The 20,561-nt window shown below is 68.2% G+C and carries 18 protein-coding genes; 9 read left to right on the top strand and 9 right to left on the bottom strand.

The window, feature by feature from the left end; all coding sequences use genetic code 11:
* Positions 1 to 88 precede the first annotated feature (88 nt).
* The 4 genes from ABZW96_RS14980 to ABZW96_RS14965 are packed head-to-tail and all read right to left on the bottom strand — an operon-like array spanning position 89 to position 5,380.
* A complete protein-coding gene (locus ABZW96_RS14980) occupies positions 89 to 574 on the bottom strand; it encodes a MaoC family dehydratase (RefSeq protein WP_355074813.1) in 486 nt (161 codons plus the stop codon).
* Entirely contained in the window at positions 571 to 1,731 is a 1,161-nt protein-coding gene (locus ABZW96_RS14975; RefSeq protein WP_355074811.1) for an acyl-CoA dehydrogenase family protein, read from the bottom strand. Before ABZW96_RS14975 ends, ABZW96_RS14980 begins: the two co-directional genes overlap by 4 nt.
* A complete protein-coding gene (locus ABZW96_RS14970; RefSeq protein WP_355074809.1) occupies positions 1,728 to 3,776 on the bottom strand; it encodes a biotin carboxylase N-terminal domain-containing protein in 2,049 nt (682 codons plus the stop codon). The genes ABZW96_RS14975 and ABZW96_RS14970 overlap by 4 nt, the downstream gene beginning before the upstream one ends.
* A 5-nt stretch (positions 3,777 to 3,781) precedes the next feature.
* Positions 3,782 to 5,380: a carboxyl transferase domain-containing protein gene (locus ABZW96_RS14965; RefSeq protein WP_355074807.1), complete on the bottom strand. Its 1,599-nt coding sequence runs from the start codon at positions 5,378 to 5,380 to the stop codon at positions 3,782 to 3,784.
* A gap of 153 nt (positions 5,381 to 5,533) precedes the next feature.
* Between ABZW96_RS14965 and ABZW96_RS14960 the strand changes: the two genes are divergently transcribed.
* Complete coding sequence (locus tag ABZW96_RS14960; protein WP_355075038.1) at positions 5,534 to 6,067, top strand: TetR/AcrR family transcriptional regulator; 534 nt, start codon at positions 5,534 to 5,536, stop codon at positions 6,065 to 6,067.
* 8 nt (positions 6,068 to 6,075) lie between these two features.
* Here the strand turns inward: ABZW96_RS14960 and ABZW96_RS14955 are convergent, their stop codons facing one another.
* Positions 6,076 to 6,822, bottom strand: a complete 747-nt coding sequence (locus tag ABZW96_RS14955; protein ID WP_355074805.1) for a 3-hydroxybutyrate dehydrogenase — start codon at positions 6,820 to 6,822, stop codon at positions 6,076 to 6,078.
* On the bottom strand, positions 6,819 to 8,195 hold the full coding sequence (locus tag ABZW96_RS14950; protein WP_355074803.1) for an MFS transporter: 1,377 nt from the start codon (positions 8,193 to 8,195) through the stop codon (positions 6,819 to 6,821). Before ABZW96_RS14950 ends, ABZW96_RS14955 begins: the two co-directional genes overlap by 4 nt.
* A 141-nt stretch (positions 8,196 to 8,336) precedes the next feature.
* Here ABZW96_RS14950 and ABZW96_RS14945 point away from each other — a divergent pair, with 141 nt between their 5' ends.
* The 5 genes from ABZW96_RS14945 (at position 8,337) to ABZW96_RS14925 (ending at position 14,882) form a co-directional block, all read left to right on the top strand.
* Positions 8,337 to 9,254 carry a LysR family transcriptional regulator gene (locus ABZW96_RS14945; protein ID WP_355074801.1) on the top strand — a complete coding sequence of 306 codons (918 nt, stop codon included), beginning with the start codon at positions 8,337 to 8,339 and terminating at the stop codon, positions 9,252 to 9,254.
* Between the two features lie 498 nt (positions 9,255 to 9,752).
* Entirely contained in the window at positions 9,753 to 10,973 is a 1,221-nt protein-coding gene (locus tag ABZW96_RS14940) for a hypothetical protein (RefSeq protein ID WP_355074799.1), read from the top strand.
* Between the two features lie 18 nt (positions 10,974 to 10,991).
* Positions 10,992 to 12,224 carry an MFS transporter gene (locus tag ABZW96_RS14935; protein ID WP_355074797.1) on the top strand — a complete coding sequence of 411 codons (1,233 nt, stop codon included), beginning with the start codon at positions 10,992 to 10,994 and terminating at the stop codon, positions 12,222 to 12,224.
* Positions 12,225 to 12,270: 46 nt separating this feature from the next.
* Complete coding sequence (egtD, locus tag ABZW96_RS14930) at positions 12,271 to 13,239, top strand: L-histidine N(alpha)-methyltransferase (RefSeq protein ID WP_355074795.1); 969 nt, start codon at positions 12,271 to 12,273, stop codon at positions 13,237 to 13,239.
* On the top strand, positions 13,236 to 14,882 hold the full coding sequence (locus ABZW96_RS14925; protein WP_355074793.1) for an MFS transporter: 1,647 nt from the start codon (positions 13,236 to 13,238) through the stop codon (positions 14,880 to 14,882). Before egtD ends, ABZW96_RS14925 begins: the two co-directional genes overlap by 4 nt.
* A gap of 88 nt (positions 14,883 to 14,970) precedes the next feature.
* On the opposite strand, the gene ABZW96_RS14920 is transcribed toward ABZW96_RS14925, so the two are convergent.
* A complete protein-coding gene (locus ABZW96_RS14920; RefSeq protein ID WP_355074791.1) occupies positions 14,971 to 16,371 on the bottom strand; it encodes a PLP-dependent aminotransferase family protein in 1,401 nt (466 codons plus the stop codon).
* Positions 16,372 to 16,443: 72 nt separating this feature from the next.
* Here ABZW96_RS14920 and ABZW96_RS14915 point away from each other — a divergent pair, with 72 nt between their 5' ends.
* Complete coding sequence (locus tag ABZW96_RS14915; protein WP_355074789.1) at positions 16,444 to 16,764, top strand: cupin domain-containing protein; 321 nt, start codon at positions 16,444 to 16,446, stop codon at positions 16,762 to 16,764.
* 384 nt (positions 16,765 to 17,148) lie between these two features.
* Here the strand turns inward: ABZW96_RS14915 and ABZW96_RS14910 are convergent, their stop codons facing one another.
* Together ABZW96_RS14910 and ABZW96_RS14905 are read right to left on the bottom strand one after the other, a co-directional pair.
* On the bottom strand, positions 17,149 to 17,808 hold the full coding sequence (locus tag ABZW96_RS14910; RefSeq protein WP_355074787.1) for a QsdR family transcriptional regulator: 660 nt from the start codon (positions 17,806 to 17,808) through the stop codon (positions 17,149 to 17,151).
* Between the two features lie 260 nt (positions 17,809 to 18,068).
* On the bottom strand, positions 18,069 to 19,385 hold the full coding sequence (locus ABZW96_RS14905; RefSeq protein ID WP_355074785.1) for a helix-turn-helix transcriptional regulator: 1,317 nt from the start codon (positions 19,383 to 19,385) through the stop codon (positions 18,069 to 18,071).
* A gap of 261 nt (positions 19,386 to 19,646) precedes the next feature.
* Here ABZW96_RS14905 and ABZW96_RS14900 point away from each other — a divergent pair, with 261 nt between their 5' ends.
* Both ABZW96_RS14900 and ABZW96_RS14895 read left to right on the top strand, forming a co-directional pair.
* On the top strand, positions 19,647 to 19,994 hold the full coding sequence (locus tag ABZW96_RS14900) for a hypothetical protein (protein WP_355074783.1): 348 nt from the start codon (positions 19,647 to 19,649) through the stop codon (positions 19,992 to 19,994).
* Between the two features lie 166 nt (positions 19,995 to 20,160).
* Positions 20,161 to 20,523: a hypothetical protein gene (locus tag ABZW96_RS14895; RefSeq protein WP_355074781.1), complete on the top strand. Its 363-nt coding sequence runs from the start codon at positions 20,161 to 20,163 to the stop codon at positions 20,521 to 20,523.
* Positions 20,524 to 20,561 lie beyond the last annotated feature (38 nt).

Raw genomic sequence — 20,561 nt, 5'->3', positions numbered from 1 at the left:
AGGGCCGGGCCGCTCATGCTGGGTCGGTTGTGGGCATCCGCATCGCTGTTCGTGGTGACCTTGGGTTGTCTCACCCGGACCGGACGCCTCATGCCACGCCCTCCGGAGCCTTGCGCACCAGCGTCTTGCGCACCGCCGTGGCCACGACCTCGCCGTGCTGATTGCGCGCCGTGTGCGCGAAGGTCACGATGCCCTCGCCCGGACGGCTCTTCGATTCGCGCTTGTCGGTGACCACGGTTTCGGCGTACATGGTGTCGCCGTGGAACAGCGGCTTGGGGAAAGCGACCTCCGAGAAGCCGAGATTGGCCACGATGGTGCCCTGGGTCAGCTGCGCCACCGACAGTCCGATCAACGTGGACAGGGTGAACATCGAGTTCACCAACCGCTGATTGAACGGAGGCAATCGATCGCTGAACGCCGCGTCCAGGTGCAGCGCCTGGGTGTTCATGGTGAGCGTGGTGAACAGGACGTTGTCCGCCTCGGTGATGGTGCGGCCGGGGCGGTGCTCGTAGACCACCTCGGTGTCGAACTCCTCGAACCACAGGCCGCGCTGCACGACCGTCCGCCGGGTCACAGGCCCAGCTCCCGTCCGATCAGCATCAGCTGCACCTCCGTCGTCCCCTCGCCGATTTCCAGGATCTTGCTGTCGCGATAGTGCCGGGCGACGGCGTATTCGTTCATGAATCCGTAGCCGCCGAAGATCTGCGTCGCGTCGCGAGCGTTGTCCATGGCGGCCTCGCTGGCCACCAGCTTGGCGATGGACGCCTGCTTCTTGAACGGCTTGCCTGCCAGCATCAGCGCCGCCGCGTCGTAGTAGGCCGTGCGCGCGGCGTGCGCCCGCGTCTCCATCCTGGCGATCTTGAACGCGATGGCCTGATTGCGCCCGATCGCCTGGCCGAACGCCTCGCGCTCCTTGGCGTAGCGCACGCTCTCGTCCACACAGCCCTGCGCGGCGCCGACCGCGAGCGCGGCGATGGCGATGCGGCCCTCGTCGAGGATGCGCAGGAAGTTCGCGTAACCGCGCCCGCGCTCGCCGAGCAGATTCTCCTCGGGGACGCGGACGTCGGTGAAGCTGAGCGGATGGGTGTCGGAGGCGTTCCAGCCGACCTTGTTGTACGCGGGCTCGGCGACGAAACCGGGTGTGTCGGTCGGCACCAGGATCGTCGAGATCTCCTTCTTGCCGCCGGTGTTCCCGGTCACCGCGGTCACCGTGACGAGCTTGGTGATGTCGGTGCCGGAATTGGTGATGAACTGCTTGCTGCCGTTGATGATCCATTCGCCGCCGTCGATGACCGCGGTGGTCCTGGTGCCGCCCGCGTCGCTGCCCGCGCCCGGTTCGGTGAGCCCGAACGCGGCGAGGTTGCGGCCGCTGGTCAGCCGCGGCAGCCATTCCTGCTTCTGCTTGTCGTTGCCGAAGCGGTAGATCGGCATCGCGCCGAGCGAGACGCCCGCCTCCAGCGTGATCGCCACGCTCTGGTCGACCTTGCCCAGTTCCTCGAGCGCCAGGCACAGCGCGAAGTAGTCGCCGCCCATGCCGCCGTACTCCTCCGGGAACGGCAGGCCGAACAGGCCCATCTCGGCCATCCCCGCGACCACTTCGTACGGGAAGGTGTGGTTCGCGTCGTGCTCGGCCGCCACCGGAGCGACCACCGACCGCGCGAAGTCGCGCACGGTCAGCGCGAGATCGCGGTACTCCTCCGGCAGCGTGCCGGTGGACAGGAAGTCGGTCATGCGGGGATTCCTTCTCGTTCGGTGGGATTCGTTGCCGCCTGCGCGACGACGCGCGCCAGCACTTGGTCCAGGCGCACCTGCGCGCCGGGTTCGACCAGTAGTTCGACGGTTCCGGCGACCGGCGCGGTGAGCGAGTGCTCCATCTTCATCGCCTCCACGATGACCACCGGATCGCCCGCCGCGACGGCGATGCCGGAGGCGACCGGCACCGCGATCACCGAGCCGGGCATGGGGGAGCGGATCTCGGCGTCGCCCACGTGCTCGTCGCCGCCGCGCACGTTGACCTCGGCCACTTCGCGCAGCACCGCGATGCCGGACGGTCCGGCCACCCACAACAAGCCGTCCTGCTCGGCGACCCGGTAGGTGCGGCGCAGGCCGTCCAGGGTGAGGGCGAGTTCGCCCGCGCATCGATCGCCGGAGGCGGTGAATACCGCCGTCAGCGCGCGGCTTTCGCCCTCGTCGACCCGCACCGTGCCGTCGTCCGGCGTGCCGGACAGGTAGACGTGCTCGACCCGCTCGCCGCCCGCGAGCCGGATCGGCGTCGGCGCGTCGGCCCCGATCCGCCAGCCGGAGGGCACCTCCCAGGGGTCGCGCGGCGCGGCGGGCCAGCGGCGCACCCAGTGCCAGGCCGCCGCGGCGACGAACTCGTCGTCGCCCACGGCGGCGGGCCGGAAGTCGGCGACCCGCCGGTCCAGCAGGGCGGTGTCCAGCCGTCCTTCGGCCACGTCCGGGTCGGCGAGCAGGAAGCGCAGGAATTCGATATTGCTGGTCACGCCGAGCAGCACGGTGTCGGCCAGCGCGCGATCCAGTTTCGCGAGCGCGGCGGCGCGATCACCGGCGTGCGCGATGACCTTCGACAGCATCGGGTCGTAATCGCTGCCGACGCGCGTGCCGATCCGCAGGCCCGAGTCGACCCGGACGCCGGGACCTTCCGGCTCGTCGAGGTCGAGCACCGTGCCGCCGGTGGGCAGGAACCCGCGCCCCGGATCCTCGGCGTACACCCTGGCCTCGATCGCGTGCCCGACCATGCGGATGTCGTCCTGCGCCACCGCAAGCTTCTGCCCGGCCGCCACCCGGACCTGGCATTCCACCAAGTCGACGCCGGTGACCAGCTCGGTGACCGGATGCTCTACCTGCAGGCGGGTGTTCATCTCCATGAAGAAGAACTCGTCCGGCTGGTCGGCGGAGACGATGAACTCCACGGTGCCCGCGCCCACGTAGTCCACGCTGCGCGCGGTGTTGCAGGCCGCCGCGCCGATCCTGGCCCTGGTGGCCGCGTCCAGCAGCGGCGAGGGAGCCTCCTCGATCACCTTCTGGTGGCGGCGCTGCAAGCTGCATTCGCGCTCGCCCAGATGCAGCACGTTCCCGAACTGGTCGGCGAGAATCTGCACCTCGATGTGCCGCGGCCGGGTGACGAACCGTTCCAGGAACAGCGTGTCGTCGCCGAACGCGGCGGCGGCCTCGCGCCGGGCGCTGCGCAGCGCCTCCGGCAGGCGGGCCGGATCGTCCACCCGGCGCATGCCCTTGCCTCCACCGCCCGCGGACGGCTTGACCAGCACCGGATAGCCGACTTCGGCGGCCGCGGCGATCAGCTCGTCATCGGTCAGGCCCGGGGTGGCGATGCCGGGCACCACGGGGACGCCGAACGCGGCCACGGTGTTCTTCGCGGTGATCTTGTCGCCCATCACCTCGATGGCGCGGGCCGGCGGTCCGAGGAAGACGATGTCCGCCTCCGCCAGCGCGGCGGCGAAAGCGGCGTTCTCCGAGAGGAACCCGTAGCCGGGGTGGACCGCTTGCGCGCCGGTGCGCACGGCGGCGGCCACCACCCGGTCGATGGCGAGGTAGCTCTCCCGGGCGGGGGCCGGGCCGAGACGCACCGCCGTGTCGGCTTCGTGGACGTGGCGGGCGTCGGCGTCGGCGTCGCTGTAGACGGCCACCGAGCGAATCCCCAAGCCGCGCAGAGTGCGGATCACCCGCACCGCGATCTCGCCGCGGTTGGCGACGAGCACGGTGTCGAATCCGACGGGAACGGATCTGTTCAGCATCGTCATCACATCCGGAAAACGCCGTAGGAGACGGGTTCGAGCGGGGCCTGCGCGCACACCGACAGCGCGAGCCCGAGCACGGTTCTGGTGTCGGCGGGATCGATCACGCCGTCGTCCCACAACCTGGCCGTCGAGTAATAGGGGTTGCCCTGGCTCTCGTACTGGTCCCGGATCGGGGCCTTGAACGCCTCCTCGTCCGCGGCCGACCAGGGCTGCCCGCTGCTGTCGAGCTGGTCGCCGCGCACCGTCGCCAGCACCGACGCCGCCTGCTCGCCACCCATCACCGAGATCCGGGCGTTCGGCCACATCCACAGGAACCGCGGCGAATACGCGCGCCCGCACATCGAGTAGTTGCCCGCGCCGTAGGAGCCGCCGATGACGACGGTGAGCTTCGGCACGCGGGCGCAGGCCACCGCGGTGACCATCTTCGCGCCGTGCTTGGCGATGCCGCCTGCCTCGTAGTCGCGGCCGACCATGAAGCCGGTGATGTTCTGCAGGAACAGCAGCGGGATACTGCGCTTGTCGCACAGCTCGATGAAATGCGCGCCCTTCATGGCGGATTCGCTGAACAGCACGCCGTTGTTGGCGACGATGCCCACCGGATGTCCGTGGATGTGCGCGAACCCGGTGACCAAGGTCTTGCCGTATTCGGCCTTGAACTCGTGGAACCCGCTCTCGCCCTCGACGGTCCCGTCGACCAGGCGATGGATCACCTCGCGCACGTCGTAGGGAGTGCGCAGGTCGGTCGGCACCACGTCGTAGAGCTCGGATTCCGGCGCGGCGGGCGCGATGACGGGCCGCACCTCCCACGGGACCGGCGTGCGCGGGCCGAGCGTGGCCACGATGCGGCGCACGATGCGCAGCGCGTCCTGATCGTCCTCGGCCAGGTGGTCGGTGACGCCGGAGGTGCGCGAGTGCAGCTCGCCGCCGCCGAGTTCCTCGGCCGTGACCACCTCACCGGTCGCGGCCTTCACCAGCGGCGGGCCGCCGAGGAAGATTGTGCCCTGGTTGCGCACGATCACGGCCTCGTCGCTCATCGCGGGCACGTAGGCGCCGCCCGCGGTGCAGGAGCCGAGCACCGCGGCGATCTGCGGAATCCCTTTGGCGCTCATGGTCGCCTGGTTGTAGAAGATGCGCCCGAAGTGCTCCCGGTCGGGGAACACCTCGTCCTGGTGCGGCAGGTACGCGCCACCGGAGTCGACCAGGTAGACGCACGGCAGCTGGTTCTGCAACGCGATCTCCTGCGCGCGCAGATGCTTCTTCACCGTCATGGGGTAGTAGGTGCCGCCCTTGACCGTCGCGTCGTTGGCCACGATCACGCATTCCCGGCCGGACACCCGGCCGATCCCGGTGATGATCCCGGCGCCGGGGGAGTCGTCGCCGTACATTCCGGTCGCGGCCAGCGGGGACAGCTCGAGGAATGGGCTCCCCGGGTCCAGCAGCTGGTCCACGCGCTGCCTGGGCAGCAGTTTGCCCCGCGCGACGTGGCGATCGCGTGCCTTCTGGGGCCCGCCCAGCGCCGCGGCGGCCAGCCGGGCGCGCAGATCGTCGACCAACGCCGCGTGCGCGGCGCGGTTCCCGACGACCTCTTCGATAACGGTCATCACGTAGTCCTGTCGTCCAGTTAGTCGACGATAACTGAAATTCAGGTTAGTCTTGATTAACCGAGTTGTCCAGATCGGCCGAAAGGACCGCGTGTGACCAGTGCCGAATCCGTCGCGCCGACGCGTCGTGAGCAATTGAAGGCGCAACGCAGGATGCAACTGCTGGAAGCGGGAGCGCGGTTGATCGCCGATCGCGGCTTCCTCGGCATGCGCCTGGACGACCTGGGCGCCGCCGTCGGCATCAGCGGCCCCGCGGTCTACCGGCACTTCCCGAACAAGGAAGCGCTGCTGATCGAGTTGCTGGTCGGGGTGAGTCAGCGCCTGCTCGACGGCGGCAAGAAGGTGGTCGCGGGCACGAACTCCCCTGAGGAGGCACTCGCCGGGCTGGTCGATCACCATCTGGACTTCGCGCTCGGCGAGCCGGAGCTCATTCGCATCCAGGACCGCGACCTGGACAACGTGCCCGCTGCGGCCCGCCGCGAGATCCGCCGCACCCAGCGCCAGTACGTGGAGATCTGGGTGAGCGTGTTGCGCGAGCTGCATCCCGAACTACCCGAGGAGGCGGCGCGGGTGCAGGCCCACGCCGCCTTCGGCCTGATCAACTCCACCCCGCACAGTGCGAGCGAGGCGACCGCGGCACGCGCCCGGCCGGTGCTGCGCGGAATGGCGCTGACCGCGCTCGGGTGAGCGCGCCCTCATCGCGCGCTCCACCCGCCATCCATCGTGTAGGCCGCGCCGGTGACCATGCCCGCCTCCGGCGACACCAGCCAGGCCACCAGCGACGCGACCTCCTCCGGCTCGACGAGCCGTTTGATCGCGCTCTCGGTGAGCAGGATCTTCTCCACCACCTCCTGCTCGGGCACGCCGTGCGCCTTGGCCTGATCCGCGATCTGCTTGTCCACCAGCGGCGTCCGCACATAGCCTGGGTTCACGCAATTGCTGGTGACGCCGTGCGGGCCGCCCTCCAGCGCGGTGACCTTGGACAGCCCCTCCAGGCCGTGCTTGGCCGTCACGTACGCGACCTTGTATTCGGAGGCGCGCAGGCCGTGGACCGAGGAGATGTTGACGATCCGTCCCCAGCCCTGCCGGTACATGTGCGGCAGCGCCGCGCGCACCAGCAGGAACGGGGCCTCGACCATCAACGTGAGCAGGTCGCGGAAGCGCTGCGGCGCGAAGTCCCGGATCGGGCTGACGTGCTGCACCCCGGCGTTGTTGATCAGGATGTCGACGTCGAGTTCCAGCTCCTCCAGCGCCGCGACGTCGAGCAGGTCCACCGCCCACGACTTGCCGCCCAGCTCCCTGGCCACGGTCTTCGCGCCGACGTCGTCGACGTCGGCCACCGTGACCGTGGCCCCCCGCGCCGCGAGCGCGCGGGCGCACGCAGCGCCGATGCCGCTCGCGCCGCCGGTGACCAGGGCGCTGCGCCCCGCCAGATCGCTCATCGCACGGTCACTTCGGTGCGCGCGCCGAGGGTCTCGGCATCGGCGTGATCGATGCTCTCCAAGGTCAGTCCCTTCGTCTCTCGTGCGACGAGCACGGCGATCGCGCTCACCGCCGCCGCGCCCGCCAGGTACCAGGCGATCGGCACCGCGGAGTGGTAGGTGTTCAGCAGCCGGACGGCGATGATCGGCGCCAGCGAACCGGCCACGATCGAGGTCACCTGGTAGCCGAGGGACACACCGGAATAGCGCATCCGGGTGGGGAACATCTCGGCCATGATCGCGGGCTGCCCGGCGTACATGAAGGCGTGGAAGATCAAGCCGATGACGATGGCGGACATGATGACCACGTTGTGGCCGCTGTCCATCATCGGGAAGGCGAAGAAGCCCCAGGTGCCCGCGGTGAGCGCGCCGATCAGGTAGACCGGCCGCCTGCCGATGCGGTCGGACAGGTTGCCCACCAGCGGGATCGCCACGAAGTGGACCGCGTGCGCGGCCAGCAGCCACCACAGGATCACTTGGGTGTCGGCGTGCACCTGCGTCTTCAGATAGGTGATGGTGAACGTGACCACCAGGTAGTACATGACGTTCTCGCCGAAACGCAGCCCCATCGCGGTGAACACGCCGCGCGGGTAGCGGCGCAGCACCTCCACCACGCTCAGCGAGGTCGCCTTGATCTGCTCGGCTTCCCGCTGCGCCGCGACGAAAATGGGCGCGTCGGTGATCTTGGTGCGGATGTAGTAGCCGATCAGCACCACGACCGCCGACAACCAGAACGCGACCCGCCAGCCCCAGCCGAGGAACGCCTCGTCCGACAGCGTGGAGGTGAGCACCAGCAGCACCACCGTCGCCAGCAGGTTGCCCGCGGGTACGCCTGCCTGTGGCCAGCTCGCCCAGAATCCGCGGCTGCGGCTCGGGCTGTGCTCGGCGACCAGCAGCACCGCGCCGCCCCACTCTCCGCCGACCGCGAAGCCCTGGATGAAGCGCAGGGCCACCAGCAGCGCGGGCGCCCAGTAGCCGATCTGCCCGAAGGTCGGCAGGCAGCCCATCAGGAACGTCGCGCTGCCCACCAGCACCAGGCTGAACTGCAGCAGCTTCTTGCGGCCGTACTTGTCGCCGAAGTGCCCGAACACCACGCCGCCCAGCGGCCGCGCCGCGAAACCGACCGCGTAGGTGATGAACGCGGCGAGGATGGCGTCCAGGTCGCTGGTGCCCTTGGCGAAGAACACCTTGCTGAACACCAGCGTGGCGGCGGTGCCGTACAGGAAGAACTCGTACCACTCCACCACCGTGCCCGCCATCGACGCGGCCACCACGCGGCGCAGGCCGCTGGTCGTGCCGCCCGAATCCGCCGCTACGGCGTTGTGCTCCCTCATCGCACTTCTCCTTCGTGCCCGGGGCCACACTTCGTTCCCGATGTGACGGCCCCCACAATGCTTTGGCTGCACCGAGTATTGGTGCAGAGGAATTACGCCGCAATGACCATTTGTGCAGTGCGTCTCTGCAAAGATGCAGATATGCGCCCGGCCACTCCTGGTCGTCCCAGCGCGGACGACCTCCTCGTCCTCCTGGCCGTCGGGCGCTCCGGCCGATTCGTGACGGCGGCCGACGAACTCGGCATCAACCACACCACCATCTCCCGGCGCATCGCCGCGCTGGAGCACACCCTCGGCGGCCGGGTGCTCACCCGGGTGACCGGTGGCTGGGAGCTGACCGATCTCGGCAGGGAAGCCCTGGCCGCGGCCGAGGCGGTGGAGTCGGCGGTGAAGTCGCTGGCCGCGGACGCCGACGGCAACCGGGTGCTGGAGGGGGTGGTCCGGCTCTCGGCGACCGACGGCTTCAGCGCTTACATCGCCGCGCCCGCGGCGGCGGAGGTGCAGCGGCGGCACCCCAAGATCTCGGTGGAAATCGTGGCGATCACCCGGCGCGCCTCGCAACAGCGTTCGGGGCTGGATCTCGAGATCGTGGTGGGCGAGCCGCAAGTGCACCGCGCCACCGCCACGCATCTGGCCGACTACTGTCTCGGCCTCTACGGTTCCCGCGAATACCTGTACGAGAACGGCGCACCCGCGACGATCGACGACCTGTCCCGGTATCCGCTGGTCTACTTCATCGATTCCATGCTGCAAGTCGACGATCTCGACTTGGCCTCCAGCTTCGTACCCGCGATGCGCGAATCGGTCACGTCCACCAATGTTTTCGTGCACGTCGAGGCCACGCGCGCCTCCGCGGGCCTGGGCCTGCTGCCGTGCTTCATGGCCGATCGCCACGCGGACCTCGTTCGCGTGCTGGCCGATTCGGTGACCGTCACCCTCGGCTACTGGCTCGTCGCGCGCACCGAAACCCTTCGCCGCCCGGAAGTGGCCGCCGTCGTCGCCGCGATCCGCGCCGTGGTCGTCGATCAGCGCGACATCCTCCTCGGTCGTCGGCACTGACGGTCGACTCCGGCCCCGGGGGCGATGCGACTCGTCTTCGTCTCCTGGCGGCATCCTCGGCCTCACTCCTGCCCGTGCGGCTTCGGTGGCTCAGCGGGGCGAGGTGTCCGGCCTGGCGGCACTGTGATCCAAATTACTGGTTTCCGACCATCTGGACAGCGCACAGCTATCTCAAAGAAAACTCACAGCAATCGCTGAACAGATGTTTTCCAGCTGTCGCCGCCAGCGACGCCGGTGAGGTGAACAGGCCAGCGTACAACGTGGTCAGATACGCGGGCATTTCTCATTTCGGGGAAGAATTGCCAGTGTTGGGAAGGTGCATACTCAGCAGTATGAGGCATAGATCACGGGCTACGTGAACGCACAATCATTCTCCTGACCAGATGTTTCTCCGCCGCGCTGCCGGGCGTTGGCGGAGTCGTAACTCTGTCTTCGTCTCCGGCGCCTTATTTGAGTTCAGTGAGCCGACTTCAAACGGAGGAATCTGTGCTACCACACGTGACCGTGATCCACCGCGTACGTGGTGTCGATGTTCCGTATACCGAGCGTATCGATCACGTTCGCAATCTTGTCACCTATGTTTGCGCGAGCGGCTTGCCCGACGGCATACCCGAGCAGGCGGCGGCGGTCACGGTTCTCGACGGCGCGACTCCGGTGCACGGTGCCGTGCGCGATCTCGCGGCACGGTTCGGCACGCCGGAACGCATTGTCGCACTGCACGAGTTCGACCTACTCCCGGCGGCGGAACTGCGCGCGGAATTCGGCATCCCCGGTGACCGGGCGGAATACGTCACCCGGTTCCGCGACAAGCTGACGATGGCCCAGGCGGTCGCCGCGCGGAACGTCTCCGTTCCCGCATTCCGCGCCGCACCCGACCTGTCCTCGGTCGCCGAATTCGCCGCGGAGTCCGGTTTCCCGATCATCGTCAAGCCCAGATTCGGCGCCGGCAGCCGCGATGTGGTCAAGCTGAATTCGGAAGCGGATCTCGCCGCATTGCCGGACCTCGCGTCCGAACCATTTCTGGTCCAAGAATTCTGCCCGGACGAAGTCGGCGCCATCGACGGCGTGTGGACGGGTTCCCAACTCGGGCCGTGGCGCGCTTCGAAATATCTCGGAACATGCCTCGATTTCGCCAACGAAGCGGAAAGCCTGGGCTATATCGAGGTCGACGATCCCGCATTGACCGGTACATTGACCGAGTTCGCCGAATCGGTTCTTTCCGCACTCAGCCCTGGTGTCCCGACCGTATTCCATCTGGAATTCTTCGTCGGCGGAGACGGCGATTCTCCCCGCGTCCAGTTTCTGGAGGTCGCGGCGCGCGCGTGCGGCGGGCAAACCACCCACATGTGGCGCGAGGTGCACCGGTACGACCTGCTCGGCGCGGCGGTCGACATCCAGCTCGGCCGGACGCCCGCCACGGCGCCGCTCACCGACGGCGAGGTGGTCGCCGAACTGCTCATCCACCCGCCGGTGACGCCGCCGTGCCGGGTGGTGGACGTGCACTGGGCGGTCCCGGAGGCCTACGCCCCGTACCACTGCTCGATTCCGCAGGTGGGGTCGGTGATCACCGAAACGTTCGGCTATGCCGATATCGGTGCGGCATTCCGCATCCGCGGAAAGTCGACCGCGGAAGTACTGGAATCGGTGCGGCGCACCGTAGCCGGGTTCCGAATGATGTGCACGGCGCTCGATTCACCTGTCGCGGTGGCGGTCGCCTGATCTGCTCGGACTTCTCTCGTGTCTCGGCTCTCCGTAGCTCTGCCGCCGCCGGGTCCGCAGCGCATGCTGACCCTGATCACCGCGGCGTCCGCTGTCTCCAGCGGAATCTATTTGTCCACCGTGGTCCTGTATTTCACCAGGATCGTGCGCATTTCGCCGATACGCGTCGGTGTGGGGCTCAGCATCGCCGGCGCCGCCTGCGTTGTCGGCGGAGTACTCGTCGGCAAACTCTCGGATCGGCATGATCCGCTGCTGGTATTGCGTCGCAGTCTGATCGTCGCCGCTCTCGCCACGCTCGGATTTCTCGCGGTCGACGGATTCGCGATGTATTTGCTCGTCGTTCCCGCGGCGGCCGCGGGGCAGGCCTGCGTGCAATTGCTGACCACGGCGATCATCACCAAGATCGGCACCGACCGGGCCAACGAGTTCCGGGCGTACACGCGGTCGGTGCTCAACGTCGGCATCGCCGTCGGCATCGGGATGTCCGCGCTGGCGGTGCAATTCGACTCCGCCCTGCTCTACCGCGCGGCGATCGTCGTCGGAGCGATATTTCTCGCCCTGGCGGCGCTGCTGGTCGGCCGACTGCCCGCGCTGCGACCCGTCGATGCCGAGTCGCCCGGCGGCCGCAGCCGGTGGGCGGCATTACGCGACCGGCCGTATCTGGCATTGACGGCGCTCGACGGTGTGCTGTCGCTGCAGTACCGCGTCCAGTCGGTCGCCATTCCCTTGTGGATCATCGGCGCGACCACGGCGCCGCGCTGGTCGATCGCCACGCTCGACATGCTCAACATCGCCATCGTCGTGTTGTTCCAGGTCCGCGCCAGCAGGCGCGTCCTCGACGTCCCAGCGGCGGGCGCGGCGCTGCGGCGCTGCGGCTGGGCGTTCCTGATCGCCTGCGTCCTGTTCGCGTCCGCGCGCGGCCACGGGGGATGGATCGCGGTGCTCATCCTGGTCGCGGGCGGCGCGATCCTGAGCGTGGGGGAGCTGTGGCAGACGGCGGGCGGCTTCGAAGCGTCGAACCTGCTCGCCCCGCCGCAGGAAATCGGCGCGTACCTGGGTGTTTTCAGCATCGGCTTACGAATGGCCGACACCGTCGGCCCGGCGCTGCTCGCTTGGTTGTGCGTCGATGTCGGCGTCGTCGGCTGGTACATCACGGGATTCGTCCTGCTGGCCGCCGGGCTGCTGTCCCCCCTCGTCGTCGCTTGGGCCGAATCGACCCGCGACAGGTACGCGCTCGCTCCGGCGTCGTGAAGCCGGACGCGAAACCCCGGTACTGGCATTGGAAGGAACCATCCCGATGGAAGCGACGATCGACATCCGGATCACCGAGGCGGATCTGGCCGAAGCACTGCGCACGGATGTCATGACCGGACTGTCCGGACCGCGGAAATGGCTGCCGCCCAAGTGGTTCTACGACGCCCGTGGCAGCAAGCTGTTCGAGGCGATCACCGACCTGCCCGAGTACTATCCGACCCGCACCGAGCGCGCGCTGCTGCACGCTTGCGCTCAGGAGATCGCGGTCGGGGCCTCCGACGCGACGGAGCTGATCGAACTCGGTTCGGGATCCTCTGAGAAGACCGGTCTGCTGCTGCGTTCGTTCAGTGCACACGGCTCGTTGCGCTCGTATGTGCCCTTGGACGTCTCCGAGTCCGCTCTGCGGGACGCGGTCGGGTGGATCAACGCGGAGTTCCCCCGGATCGAGGTCCACGGCCTGGTCAGTGATTTCACCAACGGGCTCGACTGGCTGCCACGCCGTGGGCGGAGAATCGTCGCGCTGCTCGGCGGCACGCTGGGCAACCTCGTCCCGGCGGAGCGGGCCGAGTTCTTCGGGCGCCTGCACAACGTGCTCGAGCCGGGGGAACAGTTGCTGCTGGGCGTGGGCCTGGTGACCGATCCGGCCGTCATGGTGCCCGCCTACGACGACGCCGCGGGCGTGACCGCCGAGTTCAACCGGAACATCCTGCACGTGCTGAACAACCGGCTCGGCGCGAACTTCGACCCCTCGCGGTTCGCGCACGTCGCCGTGTGGGATCCCGGCAACCGGTGGATCGAGATGCGGTTGGAGGCCACCGCCGACATGACGGTGACCGTCGCGGACCTAGATCTGATGCTCGAGTTCGCCGCCGGTGAGCAGATGCGCACCGAGATCTCGGCGAAGTTCCGGCTGGCGGACTTCCACGCCGAGCTGGCCGCTGCCGGGCTCCCGGCGCAGCGATCCTGGACCGATCCCGCCGAGCGCTTCGCCGTGGTGCTCGCGGGCAGATGAGCGACGTCATCACGGCGGGCGGGGCGACGTTCGCCGAACGTCCCCGGCTGCGGTCCGGCACGGGCCGGTGGATCATGGCCGCCGCCGTGCTCGGCTCGGCGCTGGTCTCCCTCGACACCACCGTGGTCAATCTCGTCGTGCCGCGGATCGGGGCGGACCTCGACGCCGACATGGTGGATCTCCAATGGGTGGTGAGCGGCTACACCCTCGCCTTGGCGTCGCTGATCCTGGTGGGCGGGGCGTTGGGTGACAGGTACGGCCGTCGCGCGGTATTCGTCTGGGGCAGTGTGGTCTTCGCGCTGTCCTCGGCGTGGTGCGGAGTCGCGCCGGACGTCGCGACGCTGGTGGCGGCGCGGGTGGTGCAGGGGGTCGCGGGTGCGCTGATCACGCCCGGCAGTCTCGCGCTGATCGCGGCGTCGCTGGATCCGCGTGATCAAGGCGCGGCGATCGGCATGTGGTCCGGTCTCGGGGGCGTGGCGGGTGCGGTGGGGCCGATCGTCGGCGGCTGGCTGGTGGAACTGGCCGGATGGCGCTCGGTGTTCCTGATCAATGTCCCGTTGGCCGTGGCCGTGGCCGTGGCCGTCGTGTCGATGCGTCGCGTCCCGGAGTCCCGAGATCCGTACGCGCCGCCACGGCCGGATCTGCTCGGTACGGCGGTGATTGTCACCGGCCTGGTGGTGCTGACCTACGGCTTCATCGCGGGGAAGGTGGGGATCCAGGCCGTTGGTGCGGTGTTGGTGGCCGTCTTCGTGATCGTGCAGACCCGCGTTCGCAACCCGCTGGTGCCGCCCGCGCTGTTCCGATCGCGGCAATTCACCGCGGTCAATCTGGTGACGTTGCCGGTGTACGCCGCTCTGGGATGTGTGCTGTTCCTGCTGCTGCTCCAGTTGCAGATCGTCGCCGGGTATTCGCCTCTCGTCGCCGGAACCGCGATGATCCCGATCACCGCGATCATGCTGCTGTCGTCGGGCTGGATCGGGCGGTGGACGCAGCGGCACGGCGCGCGCCTGCCGATGACCATCGGGCTCCTGTTGTCCGCCGCCGGATCGATGTCGCTGGCCGGGATCGGCGCGGACGGTTCGTATGCCACCGCGGTGCTGCCCGGTGTCCTCCTGCTCGGCGCGGGCATGGCGATGTTCGTGGCTCCGTTGACCGAATCCGTGTTCGCGTCGGTGCCGACCGAGGAGGCGGGCATCGCCTCCGGGGTCAACAACGCGATCGCCCGCATCGCCCAGTTACTCGCCATCGCCGCGATCCCCGGCCTGGTCGGCATCTCCCGTACGCCGCTCACCGATGGCGTCGCGTTCGGCGCGGGCTACCGCGCGGCCATGTGGATCTGCTCGGCCCTGTTCGCCTCGGGCGCCACACTCGCCGCGACCCTCATGCCTCGACCGGCAAGGGCCACGGTGGCCGCCCCACCTGCGGCGCGATGGCCGAGCGACATGCTTCCCTTTTCGGCGGACGCGGTGGACATCGGCGAGTCGCGGACGACCCCGTCGCGAGGTCGTCGGCTGGGCCGCGGCCGGGGTCCGCGTCGGCAACCGGGCGGCGGCCCGTCGGGCCACGACGTTCGCCGCCCGCGACCTACCCACTCGACCGCGCGGCCGGAAAACCGCTCCGGTCGACGTATGCGGAACGAGTGAGTGCGGGTCGGCCGCTTACGCCGTGCGTGCGGGTCGGCACGCGTTCGCGCCACTCGGACGGTGCAGCGCAGCCGGAACGGAAGTCCGTTCAAATAGCAAGCGGGGGTGACACCGCGACGGGCTGGTCAGGTGGTTCGTAGGTCCGCCATGCCTCGGCCAATCGGCGTGCGGCTTCGCGCAGGTCGTGGGGTTCGGCGACGAAACTGATCCGTATGCGGTCGATGCTGCCGCCGGAGGCATCCAGCCCGGCGCCGGGCAAGATCGCGACCCCGTGTCGCAGTGCGCGCTGAGCGAAGGAGGCGCCATCCCCATGGGGCAGTCGGATCCACAGCGTCTGGCCACCGGACACCGTGGGGATGTCCCATTTCGGCAGACGCGCGGCCAGTTCGGCCACCAGCAGGTCGTGACCTTCTCTGCGCTGCTGCGAGATTCGTTCCCGCAATCGGTCGAGATCGCGGAGCAGCCAGGTGGCGGCTAACTGTGCTGGGATGTTGCCGCCGAGATCGTGCACCGCGCGCAGCCGAGACAACCGGGCGATCACCGGGACCGGTGCCCGCACCCAACCGACACGCAACCCGCCCCAGACGACCTTGCTGAGCGAACCGATGGATATCACCGATTCGTCATAGTGGGCCAACGGCGGTGGTGGCGGATCGGTGCCAGGGAATCCGAGATCGGCCAGCACCTCGTCATCGACCAAAGGCACCGCGGCCCTTCTCGCCGACTCGACCAGGGCCCGCCGTCCCGACGCGGGAAGCACCGTCCCTGTGGGGTTGTGGCATGTCGCAACGACATACGCGAGCGCCGCCGAGGTTACCGTGCCCAAGCCGACCGGGCCTGTCCGCAGTACCGTCGCGGCCTCGCGAAACGCCTCGAGCGCGCCCGGGTACGTCGGCGCCTCGACCAGGACGTGGTCACCGGGCCGGAGCAGTGCGCGGGCGAGTAGCGACAGCGCGTGTTGTCCGCCGCCGGTGACGAGAATCTGCTCCGGATCGGTCGGCACGCCACGCGCTCGATATCGGTCGGCAATCGCCCTGCGCAACAGCGGATGTCCGGTTGGGTGGTACCCGATGTCGCCCTCGACCGCGGCGAGCTCGGGCGCGATGCGCCGATATGCCTGGGCCAACTCGGGCGGCGGTTTCCCCGGAGCGGCACAAGCGAGCGCGATGACATCGGCGCTCGGCTCGAGCAGTTGCAAAAAGGCCGGGGAATGGGTGGTCTCGCGAGCCGGGACCGTCTCGGGTCCCGCGACCCGGGTGCCACTGCCCTGTCGGCGCACCACGCGACCATCCGCGCCGAGCAGATCGTATGCCGCTACCACCGTACTGCGCCCGACCGCGAGAGCCTTCGCCAGTTTGCGCTCGGGCGGCAGCCGCATGCCCGACCGCAGCTCACCGTCATCGATCAACGCCCGCAGTCGCCGCGCCAGCAGGACATAGAGCGGACCTCGGTCGGTCGACCAGCGACCGAGCCGATCAGCAAGTTCCATTGGCTCCATATGCAAACCAATTCTGCCTGATTGGCTCTAGGGTCCCGACCTCGCCACGGCGACGATGAACCCATGAGCAAGATCTCCATTACCGATGTCGTCGACGACCTGAGCGGTCCTTGGCAGCCGCGCGACCTGGCCACCGCCAACGACGCCGTGGTGCGCATCGCTCGCCTGCACGGCGCATTCCCCTGGCATCACCACGACGAAGACGAGCTGTTCCTCTGCTGGAACGGCACCTTCCGCATCGAAATGCAGGACCATGCGGCGGTAACACTTGGTCCCGGCGAGATCTTCGTGGTTCCTCGCGGAGTCGAACACCGACCGGTGGCCGAGGAACCAGCTCACGCGATCATGATCGAACGGCCGGAAACCAAGCAATACGGCAATTAGCCGAGGACGCACGCGACAGCGGTAGAAGCTGCGACGCGCTGAGTGAACTGTCAGTGCGGCTCCCTATGCCGCGGCAGCCTGGTCAGCTCCTCGTGGTACCGGGGCGGCGTAGTAGGCGCGACAGGAATGAGTCAGGGAAGTAGCCACAGTCGTTCACAAGGCAGCCGATCATATTCAATGCTTTGATCGCCGACTTCGAATGCCGATACTTCCGGACAGTGACTCTCGGGCCACTTTCGCAACAGGTTTCGGACTGCTGTTCGACAAGCTACGTAGTCGAATACGCCGGCAGGTCCGGTAAACCTGATGTGAACGTCGGGTTCGCGGGGAAGCGGGGATTCCGCTGAAGAGGTGTACACCTGTCGTCACGCAGCTTCCGGTAGCCTACTCCGCATCCGGACCGCTGGTCTTCTCGCAGGGTAGGAGTGCGTTGACAACCCTGGCGGAACGATCATGGTCGGGCTGCTGGCCGGTGATGAGCCCGAGGTAGGTATAGGACTCCATGACGCGGACCAGTACGTACGGCAGATCTTCGGAAGGAATCGACGACTGCAGGCGACCGGCGGCGGTCTCCTCGCGGACGATCTCGGCGATCAGCTCGATCAGTCGAGCCTCGAAACCGGACGCCTTGGTTGTCAGCAGGCGCAGGGCCAGTTCGCCCTCGCGATCGATGAAGCGCTGCATGCCCGGATTCGTGTTGACGGCGCGCATGGCCTCGTTCATGACGGCTGCGGCGGGGGACTGACCGGGCGCGGCGGGAGGTCCGGAGTGGCAGTGGGTCTTCCGCGAGCGGGTGAGGGTCGGTTCGATCAGTGACCAGAGGATCTCGGTGAGCAATTGGTCGCGGGAGCCGACCCAGCGATACAGGGTGGCGCGGTCAACGGCGAGCTCCTTGGCCAGCGCTTGCATGTCCACACGGTCGCCGGCGAGGAAGGTTTTGCGGGCTTCGCGGAAGGCGTCGAGAGCGGTCGGACGCGACGTCGCGGTGCCGTCGAGATGGCGCCGCAACGGTGTGTCGGCGGAGCGGGGGTCCTGCCTTGGCATCCTGCGCACCTCCCTGCGGTTGTCTCGGAATGCATGCCGACTGGCACAGTATGCTACATTTCGGAGAAACATTGCAAGAAAGCTACGGATTATTATTCTGGTGCAACACTGAACTATCCGCCACTTCGGCCTCCTGACCCGAACCCGGTGTCATGAGCCGTCTTTGAGCACAATCGTGCAGGTTTGAAGGGACAACCGCCGATCTGACGCATTTGGTCTCGGCGGCTACGCTGCGCAGTTACATGTCTTGTCGAGCCAGGTCACGCCGTGCGGGCGAGTGTGTCGAAGCGGTGGCGGAGGTGTTCGGCGTCCTCGCCCTGGGTGCGGGTCGCGGCGGCGCGGACGGGGCGTAGTTCGGCCAGGAGGCGTGGGGAGTTGACGGGGCCTTCGAGGAGGGTGAGGGCGGTGTGTGCTTCGGTGATGGCGGAGGTGGTGTCGCCGAGGCCCGCGAGGGCTGCGGCGTAGTAGGCGCGGTACGAGGCTTCGTCGCGGGGGAAACAGCTCTCATGGCCGACGCTCTCGCGGTACAGCTGCACCGCCCGGCTGTGGTGTCCGAGCATGCCGAGTCCTCGCGCCTCGTGGGCGCGCAGTTCGGCCTCGGTGACGTGCTCCAGCCATGCCGGGTCGTCCGGGCTGTCGAGCCCGCGATCGGCTTCGCGCCAGACTCGCACCATCGCGCGGCTGAACTCCTGCTCGTCGCCGACGGCCGCGTAGGCCGCTGCCTCCTCGGCGGCCTTCAGTGCGTTCATACGAGCCGACGGGATGCCTCTGACGAGTTCTGTCGAACGTCGTGCGAGGCGCACGGGCTCGGCGAATGAAGCGGGCGAGGACGCGGCGAGATTCGCGAGATCGCCGAGGGCGGCGGCCAATAAGGCATTGTCACCGCACTGTTCGGCGAGCAAGACCGATTCCGTGAGGTGCCGCCGGGCCGTGCCGGGGCGATTACTGTCGCGAGCCAACCATGCAACGGTATTCGACAGCCATCCCGTCGCACTGACCAATTCGGCACCTATGCGGTGGCCGTAGGACCTCGAGTCCAGTAGCCGCCGTACGGAGGCGTATTGCCCTGCCGCGTAGTGGAATATCGCGCCGCCACCGCGATGATGGTCGTGCTCCCAGAGTCGTTCGGTGAGCATGCGGATATACGTGATATGCCCGGTGCCGACCCGAATCGGTTCCGCGTTCCTGCTCGGCGGTATGGAGACACCCGCCACCGCCGTCATTGTCGCTGCCAGGCCGAATTGTCTGCGGTCCACGTCATCGACTCCTTCGCAGGCCCCGTTGTCGATGGTCCCCGTATCGGGGGTAGCGAGCAAGAGGGGCAGCAACGCGGTGCGCGGCACGCCCAGCGCGTCGGCGGCGCGGACCAGTTCGCGAATGTCGAAGATGGTTCCTACTTCTCCGCGCTCGACTCGTCCAGCGTGGGTGCGGTCCCAGTGCAGCAGTGCTCCGAAATCGGCTTGGGACAGGCCCATTTCTTTGCGGACGAGGGCGAGGGCCTGACCGGGCCGTCCTTCGGCGAGCAATTTGCGGAATCGCGGCGACTCCCATACGCCGTCGATCTCTTTGTCCGTCACCTTCGATCCCCCTGACTCGAAATTCGATGTCCTGAGCGGACTTTAAGCACGGTCGGGCAGGCGAGGAGGGGCAACCGCAGATATCGCGCACTTGGTCTCGTGCGCTTGACAGCGTGGCGGTGTCCCTTTCGTTCTTCGAGGCTCGAGGTGCGCGCGCCGCCGGGGTGATGCCGTGCGGGGCACGGCACTCCGGACGCGGTGAGCCGCGAGCGGTGGCGAAAGCCCCCGGCGGCGGGCGCTCCCATCGAACGAGAGGTGATCATGAAGCCGAAAGTGGTCGGGTACCTGCGCCGCGACATCTCCGGCCAGCGCACGCGCAGGCACGAAATGGAAATCCGGGCGCTGGCGAAGGCGTCGGGCTTCGACCTGGCACGAACGCTGGTCGCGGGCCCGACCGCACCCGCTTCGCTCGCTGCGCTGCTCACCGTGGTCGGCCGCGTCGGTGCGTTCGCGGTGATCACTCCCGCGCTCGACCATGTGGAATTCCGCGCGGACGAGATCATGGCGGTGTGCGCGCTGATCACTCTCGAATCGCGGCACGCCCCGCCGCGTGGTTTCGCTCGGCGTCCGCCCTCCGCGCCGCACCGTGGCTTCCCGGGCCGCGCGTAGTCGATCGAAAGCACTTCCGCTCTCGCTTCGTCGCGCGGTCGCTGATACCCGAATCTCACGGCCCGCGCGGGCGCGAGCCCTCGCCGCGAGAAACAGACCGTTCGGTAGTAGGTTGCCCTTCATGGGCCGCTGCCGGGCGGTTCGTGGCAGGTGAAGGTGAGGGTTCATGGCCGAGTGCACGCCGACTCTGGTCGCGATCTATGACGTCGGTTTTTCGCCGGAACGCCGAGTAGCCGAATTCAGGTTGGTTCCTGGCGGTGGCGTGACGCTCACGGTGACCGATCGTGACGGATGCCCGATCGCCGAAAGGTTGTACGAGCGCGGTGTCAAGGTTTTCGACCCGCCCGGGCGAATAACGCCGGACGAAGGTCCGTCCTTCCTGCGTGCGCTGCTCGACGCGCCGGAGATGAGCTATTACCGCGTCGTCGATGAAACCCCGGTCGAGCCGAAGCGGCCCGGCGTCCACACGCCTTGGTCCGCGCTGCTCGCGCCGGGTTCGGATGGCGCGGCCCCGCCGCCCTCTCGGTGAGAGACGCTGTCACCCCTCTACTTCGCAACATCACCCGG

The organism is Nocardia sp. NPDC004168 (assembly GCF_040610355.1).
GTDB lineage: Bacteria > Actinomycetota > Actinomycetes > Mycobacteriales > Mycobacteriaceae > Nocardia > Nocardia sichangensis.
Note: the sequence above shows the minus strand (reverse complement) of the source record. Positions and strands in the feature narration are given on the sequence as shown.

Bases quoted from the DNA above. Each gene is read 5' to 3' on its own strand.
- egtD (WP_355074795.1), top strand. From the start codon at position 12,271: ATGGAAGCGACGATCGACATCCGGATCACCGAGGCGGATCTGGCCGAA.
- ABZW96_RS14950 (WP_355074803.1), bottom strand. From the start codon at position 8,195: ATGAGGGAGCACAACGCCGTAGCGGCGGATTCGGGCGGCACGACCAGC.
- ABZW96_RS14925 (WP_355074793.1), top strand. From the start codon at position 13,236: ATGAGCGACGTCATCACGGCGGGCGGGGCGACGTTCGCCGAACGTCCC.
- ABZW96_RS14960 (WP_355075038.1), top strand. From the start codon at position 5,534: ATGCAACTGCTGGAAGCGGGAGCGCGGTTGATCGCCGATCGCGGCTTC.
- ABZW96_RS14920 (WP_355074791.1), bottom strand. From the start codon at position 16,371: ATGGAACTTGCTGATCGGCTCGGTCGCTGGTCGACCGACCGAGGTCCG.
- ABZW96_RS14970 (WP_355074809.1), bottom strand. From the start codon at position 3,776: ATGCTGAACAGATCCGTTCCCGTCGGATTCGACACCGTGCTCGTCGCC.
- ABZW96_RS14895 (WP_355074781.1), top strand. From the start codon at position 20,161: ATGGCCGAGTGCACGCCGACTCTGGTCGCGATCTATGACGTCGGTTTT.
- ABZW96_RS14945 (WP_355074801.1), top strand. From the start codon at position 8,337: ATGCGCCCGGCCACTCCTGGTCGTCCCAGCGCGGACGACCTCCTCGTC.
- ABZW96_RS14900 (WP_355074783.1), top strand. From the start codon at position 19,647: ATGAAGCCGAAAGTGGTCGGGTACCTGCGCCGCGACATCTCCGGCCAG.
- ABZW96_RS14910 (WP_355074787.1), bottom strand. From the start codon at position 17,808: ATGCCAAGGCAGGACCCCCGCTCCGCCGACACACCGTTGCGGCGCCAT.
- ABZW96_RS14955 (WP_355074805.1), bottom strand. From the start codon at position 6,822: ATGAGCGATCTGGCGGGGCGCAGCGCCCTGGTCACCGGCGGCGCGAGC.
- ABZW96_RS14915 (WP_355074789.1), top strand. From the start codon at position 16,444: ATGAGCAAGATCTCCATTACCGATGTCGTCGACGACCTGAGCGGTCCT.
- ABZW96_RS14975 (WP_355074811.1), bottom strand. From the start codon at position 1,731: ATGACCGACTTCCTGTCCACCGGCACGCTGCCGGAGGAGTACCGCGAT.
- ABZW96_RS14965 (WP_355074807.1), bottom strand. From the start codon at position 5,380: ATGACCGTTATCGAAGAGGTCGTCGGGAACCGCGCCGCGCACGCGGCG.